Origin of the sequence: Rodentibacter trehalosifermentans (assembly GCF_002000545.1) — a bacterium.
In the GTDB taxonomy this organism is placed as follows: Bacteria; Pseudomonadota; Gammaproteobacteria; order Enterobacterales; family Pasteurellaceae; genus Rodentibacter; species Rodentibacter trehalosifermentans.
Genome location: NZ_MLHL01000035.1, coordinates 26,065 through 32,445, shown reverse-complemented (window position 1 = coordinate 32,445; position 6,381 = coordinate 26,065). Strand labels below are relative to the sequence as shown.

Sequence of the window (6,381 nt, the reverse complement as noted above, 5' to 3'; positions counted from 1 at the left end):
TGTGCGGCGTATTATAGGCATTTTTTAATGCCACGCAAGTGTTTTTTTTTAAAAAAATTAATTTTTCTTTCTTTTGCTGAAAACTTCAGCAAATCAACTATTTTTTATTCAATTTCTATTATATTCAGAGAATCAAATCCCCATAAAGGCAATATTTTTTTAAATTGCAATTCTTCCGGAAAATGTTTCGTGCAAAACATTTGATTCACTTTTTCGCTCTGATTTTTCACATCCACTCCATCCAACAAGGATTTAATGCGTTTTGCGATAGCCGCCCCCGGATCCATGAAATGTTTCACTTGAGGCAAGCATAATTGGATTTCATCTTTTATTAAAGGAAAATGCGTGCAACCTAAAACCAGCGTATCCAAATCCGACATATCCAACCAAGACGATAATTCATCTTTTATGGCAATCAAATCTACCGAATAACCACGAATTTTTTGTTCGGCAATTTCCACTAATCTTGTCGATCCTAAACGTTCCACTCGGTAATTTTTAGCAAATTTATTGATCAGCTCATCCACATAATGGCGTTTTACTGTCCCTTTTGTTGCCAATAATCCAATATGTTTTGTCTTTGAAATCTCTGCAGCAGGTTTAATTGCCGGAACCGTACCGATAATCGGAATGGAAAAATTTTCTCGTAAAGTTGGCAAAACAACCGTGCTTGCGGTATTACAGGCAATCACAATGGCATCTAAAGGATGTTGCCCATTAATCAACCGACAAACCGCCAAGGTACGTTGAATAATACTTTCCTCCGAACGTTCTGAATAGGGAAAACCGGCATTATCAAAACAATAGAGATAATGCCAATCAGGTAACAATTTTTTTGTCTCACGATAAACGCTGAATCCCCCCACGCCGGAATCAAAAAAAAGGACGGTGGGGTATGCTTTTTTTATACTCATAAAAATTCTTTTTAAATTGACCGCACTTTTTAAGCGTTTGAATAGATTTCTTTTTGATTCAACCAACGTTGAATTAAGCTTTCCGCCACATCCGGATATTGTTGAATCAGCTGTTTGGCATAGTGTTGCACCATTGGAATCATCTTACGATCCCGCATTAAATTTGCGACTTTAAATTCCGCAACGCCCGTTTGTTTTGTCCCTAGCACCTCGCCTGGCCCTCGAATTTCCAAATCTTTTTCTGAAATCACAAAACCATCTTGGCTATCACGCAACACTTGCAAACGTTTTTGTGACACTTTCCCCAGCGGCGGTTTATACATTAACACACAAAAAGAAGCTGTACTCCCTCGTCCAACCCTTCCTCGTAATTGATGAAGTTGCGATAATCCCAATCGCTCCGCATTTTCGATAATCATTAAACTGGCATTCGGCACATCCACCCCCACCTCAATCACCGTTGTCGCTACCAATAGTTCTAGTTCGGCATACTTAAATTGCATCATCACATTTTGTTTTTCTTGCGGCTTCATTCGCCCATGTACCAAACCAATTTTTAACATAGGCAGAGCCTTAGTTAAATCTTCCCAAATCGCTTCCGCTGCTTGAGCTTCTAAGACTTCGGATTCATCAATTAAGGTGCAGACCCAGTAGGCTTGGCGTTTTTCATTAACACAGGCTTTTTTCACCCGCTCAACAATTTCATCCCGTCGTTCTTCAGAAATCACAACGGTAGTAATCGGTGTACGCCCCGGAGGTAGCTCATCAATAATAGAGGTATCCAAATCCGCATAGACCGTCATCGCCAATGTTCTTGGAATCGGTGTTGCGGTCATAATTAACTGATGGGGATAAAACCCCGCTTTCTCGCCTTTTTCTCTCAGCATTAAACGCTGATGAACGCCAAAGCGGTGTTGTTCATCAATGATAACAAGAGCAAGATCATAAAATTCCACTTCTTCTTGAAATAGCGCGTGAGTGCCGACTATCATTTGAACCGATCCGTTTTTAATAGTTTCTAATGTAGCTTGACGCACTTTCCCTTTGACCTTTCCTGCCAACCAGCCGACATTAAATCCCAAAGGCTCAAACCATTGACGAAAATTATTGGCATGTTGTTCGGCTAAAATTTCTGTGGGAGCCATCAATGCCACCTGTTTGCCATTATCAATCGCCAATAGTGCCGCAAGTGCAGCCACCAAGGTTTTACCGGATCCCACGTCACCCTGTACCAAACGCATCATCGGATAATTTTTTTGCATATCCTGTTCAATGTCTTGCACCACACGTTTTTGCGCATTGGTGGGCTGAAAAGGTAAACCGGCGAGAAATCGCTGTTTTAAATCCGTCTGATGGGCAAGCGGCAATGCCAAAAACTGTTGCGTTCCTAACCGCACTTTTTGCATAGCAAGATTATGGGCGAGTAATTCTTCAAAAATTAACCGTTGTTGTGCAGGGTGCTTGCCTTGTTCGAGCATTTCTAACGAGACATCCGGTGGGGGACGATGTAATAAACGAAGCGCTTCTTTCAAACTGAATGGATGGGGATTAAATTCCCGAGGTAAAATTTCCGCAATCTGTACTTTATCCAATAAGGCTAAAGCCTGATCCGTCAACTTTCGTAATGAATTTTGTTTTAACCCTTCCGTGGTGGAATAAATAGGGGTGAGGGTTTCTTCTAAAATAAGCGGCGAGTTATCCCGTAAAATCTGATATTCCGGATGATGAATTTCCGCCATATGACGACCACGTTTGACTTCACCAAAGGCTTTAACCCGCACACCAATTTGAAAACTATTACGCATTCCCGCATTAAAGTTGAAAAAACGTAACATAATTTTTGAAGTACCGTCTGACAAACTGACAGAGAGAATTGGTCGACGTCCAAAGGTGACTTCACTGGTTTGTACCATTCCCTCGATGGTGAAATATTGCTCGGGACGAAGATGGGCGATAGGTGTAATTCTTGTGCGATCCTCATAACGAATCGGCAAATGGAAAAGGAGATCTTGTAAATTATTAATGCCAATTTTGCTCAGTTTAGCGGAGACAGCTGCGCCAACGCCGGAAAGCGTTGTGAGAGGAATCGCATCAAGCAATGAAAGGCTCATAGTTCATTATCAGGCATTAATGTTTCGTTTTACACTCACTACACCGGTAATCCCTTTAATACGGTGTAAAACGTTTTCAAGATGTTTCAAATCTTTCACGCTGATTTGCAAAATCACAAGTAGAAGCGAATTTTCTAATTCTTCCGTCCAAATATTTTGAATCCCCCCCTCACTCGCAGTGATTGCGGTCATCAAACTCGGTAATGCGCCCTGCTCATTTAAAATTTCAACCCGTAATTCTGCATCAAAATTGACCGCACTTTGCCCCTCTTCCCACTTAGCCTGCACCAGCTGATGAGCATTTTTAAGGTTGCTGCACCGACAATGATGGATCACTAATCCATTATTGAGTGTACTATTTCCAACAATAGGATCCCCCGGAATGGGGTGACAACATTGTGCAAATTGTGTGTTCGTCATCAGTGTCGGTGAAATAATTAATGTATTACCGTGATTTTGCATATTGCCATCCACATCAATCTCAATTTTTTCGCCGATCAATTGGTGTGCAACCACTGAAGCAAGCAAATTGCCTAAGCCTATTTCACGTAATAATTCGTCAATAGAAGAAAGTTTGAGATCTTCCAAAGCGGATTGAATTTGCTGTGGAGAAAGTGCATCCAAAGAATGAGGCTGCAATGCTGAGTTTAATTCTGTTTTCCCGAGTTTTATTGCATCAATGGCACAACGTTGTTTTAAATAATGACGAATACGGGTTTTCGCACGTGCCGTCACCACAAAGTTCAACCAATTTGTCTCCGGATGGGCATTCGGTTCTGTAATGATATTGACTGTTTGACCGGATTCTAACGCTTGAGAAAGCGGGTAAGGTTTATGCTCAACCGTTACACCGACACAAGTATTTCCAATATCAGAATGCACGGCATAAGCAAAATCGACAGCCGTTGCCCCTTTCGGCAATTCGACAATGCGGCCTTTCGGCGTAAACACAAAAATTTCTTTCGGGAAAAATTCCGATTTGACATTTTCTATAAACTCAAAAGAATTTCCTACGCTCTGTTGGATTTCCACCAAATTTTGCAGCCAACGTTGTGCACGAACTTGGGCGGTTGTACTATCATTTTTACCGTTGTCTTTCCCCCCCCAGTACGCCGTTACGCCCATTTCCGCTACTTGTTCCATATCTTCCGTATGGATATGCACTTCTACCGGCGCGCCGTGAGGGCCTATCATTGATGTTTGTAATGATTGATACCCGTTTGCTTTGGGTACGGCAATATAGTCTTTCACTCGTCCCGGACGAGGTTTATAGAGATTATGAATCTGCCCTAATGCACGATAACAATCATCCACCGTTTTAACGATAATGCGAAAAGCATAAATATCCATAATGGAATGAAATTCCTGATCTTTCGCCCGCATTTTTTGATAGATTTTATAGAGATGTTTTTCTCGTCCCCATACTCGGGCAAAAATTCCCGTATTTTCCAACCGCACTTTGATTTCATTAGAAATACGTGTAATCAGATCCTGACGGTTATTACGCGCCACTTCCACCAACCTCTTCAACACTTCATAGCGATTCGGATACATCGCTTTGAAAGATAAATCTTCCAATTCGTTTTTGATATGCTCAATGCCTAAACGATGCGCGAGCGGACAATAAATTTCTAGTGTTTCTTTTGCGATACGGCGACGTTTATCGGGACGAAGTGCCCCTAAAGTTCGCATATTATGCGTTCGGTCAGCCAATTTGATCAGGACCACCCGAATATCACGGGTCATAGCCAAAATCATTTTGCGAAAATTTTCCACTTGCGCTTCTTGGCGGGTACGGAATTTGAGTTTATCAAGTTTAGAAACGCCCTCGACAATTTCAGCGACACTTGAGCCAAATTCGGCACTGAGTTGTGCTTCCGTATAAGGGGTATCTTCAATCACATCATGCAATAATGCCGCCATCACCGCTTCGTGATCCAAGTGCATTTGAGCAAGGATAGCCGCCACTGCTACAGGGTGAGTGATATAAGGTTCGCCACTTGAGCGGAACTGCCCTTCGTGTGCATCTCTTGCAATAACAAATGCACGTTTGACTAATTCAATTTTATCTGCGGGCAAATACCCCTGAATGATTCGGTTTAAATCTGCAAACAGTTCCAAAGGACACCTAACTTGTTCGGGTTGAATGAATTGAGATAAAAGTGCGGTAAAAATAACCGCACTTTTTTTAAATAATTATTCCGTAATTAAGGCAACAGCCACTTCTTCCGTATGTTGAATGGCTGCAATATCTTGATGCTCTTGCGCATCCATAATATCGTTAGAGATTAAGCCTTTTTCAATTTCACGCAACGCAATAACCGTTGGCTTATCATTATCCTCCGGTACTAACGGGTCACGTTGGTGTAGTTGTAATTGTCTTGCACGACGTGCGGCGGTTAAAATTAAATCAAAACGATTGCCAATTTTTTCTACTGCATCTTGCACGGTAACACGAGCCATATTCTACTCCGATTTATCTAAAAAATAAGGGATATAAAGGGGAAACATCATACTAAATCTCATATTATTTATCCAGTAGTTGATGAATTAAGTCCGCGTTTTCTATTTGTTGATAGGCTTTCGTCAAACGCTCTGCCCGTAAAATACTCTGTAAATCCGCTAATGCTTGCTCGAAATTATCATTGACAATGACATAATCATATTCATCGTAATGAGAAATTTCATTTTTCGCTTTCGCCATACGTTCAGCAATCACCTCTTCGCTATCCTGCCCTCGCCCAATCAACCGACGCTCCAATTCCGGCAATGAGGGAGGGAGAATAAAAATACTTTTGACATCCTCCACTTTTTTGCGAATTTGCTGCGCCCCCTGCCAATCAATATCTAAAAAAACATCAATGCCTCTCGCAAGGTTCTCCTCAATTGCCGGCAATGAAGTACCATAATAATTGCCGCCAAACACTGTGGCATATTCCAAAAACAGGTCTTGTTCAATGAGGGATTCAAATTCTTCTTTAGACACAAAATAGTAATGCACACCATCAATTTCCCCCGGGCGTGGAGGGCGGGTCGTGTGAGAAATCGACACCATCTTAGGAGTGGAAGAATCCTGTTCCAATAAGGCAGAAATCAGCGAAGATTTACCTGCGCCACTTGGGGCAGAAAGAATATATAAATTACCTTGAGACATAGCACCAACCTTTTTAGAAATTTCAGGTTATTATGCCGAGTCTTTGACAAAAAATCATTAAAGTGCGGTCACTTTTTCCGGAAATTTTATAGATGAAAAAAGTAACTTTGACCTAGATCACAAAAATAAATTGCCATTTCTAGTTTTATCCAAATGCCCGTGCTATAATCCGCCCGATGTTTTTGGGAAGCAATTCTTGTTT

At 41.4% G+C, this 6,381-nt stretch carries 5 protein-coding genes; all 5 read right to left on the bottom strand.

Annotated features, from left to right (window positions below; genetic code table 11):
* Positions 1–104 precede the first annotated feature (104 nt).
* The 5 genes from murI to gmk all read right to left on the bottom strand — a co-directional run bounded on the left by murI (position 105) and on the right by gmk (position 6,179).
* Entirely contained in the window at positions 105–914 is an 810-nt protein-coding gene (gene murI / locus BKK52_RS06900; RefSeq protein WP_077478342.1) for a glutamate racemase, read from the bottom strand.
* A gap of 29 nt (positions 915–943) precedes the next feature.
* Positions 944–3,025, bottom strand: a complete 2,082-nt coding sequence (recG, locus tag BKK52_RS06895) for an ATP-dependent DNA helicase RecG (RefSeq protein WP_077478340.1) — start codon at positions 3,023–3,025, stop codon at positions 944–946.
* Positions 3,026–3,034: 9 nt separating this feature from the next.
* On the bottom strand, positions 3,035–5,146 hold the full coding sequence (gene spoT / locus BKK52_RS06890) for a bifunctional GTP diphosphokinase/guanosine-3',5'-bis pyrophosphate 3'-pyrophosphohydrolase (protein WP_077478338.1): 2,112 nt from the start codon (positions 5,144–5,146) through the stop codon (positions 3,035–3,037).
* Between the two features lie 75 nt (positions 5,147–5,221).
* The gene (gene rpoZ / locus BKK52_RS06885; RefSeq protein WP_077421911.1) at positions 5,222–5,488 is read right to left on the bottom strand and encodes a DNA-directed RNA polymerase subunit omega; all 267 of its coding nucleotides are present in this window, start codon (positions 5,486–5,488) and stop codon (positions 5,222–5,224) included.
* 64 nt (positions 5,489–5,552) lie between these two features.
* Positions 5,553–6,179: a guanylate kinase gene (gene gmk, locus BKK52_RS06880; protein ID WP_077421910.1), complete on the bottom strand. Its 627-nt coding sequence runs from the start codon at positions 6,177–6,179 to the stop codon at positions 5,553–5,555.
* Between the last annotated feature and the right edge of the window lie 202 nt (positions 6,180–6,381).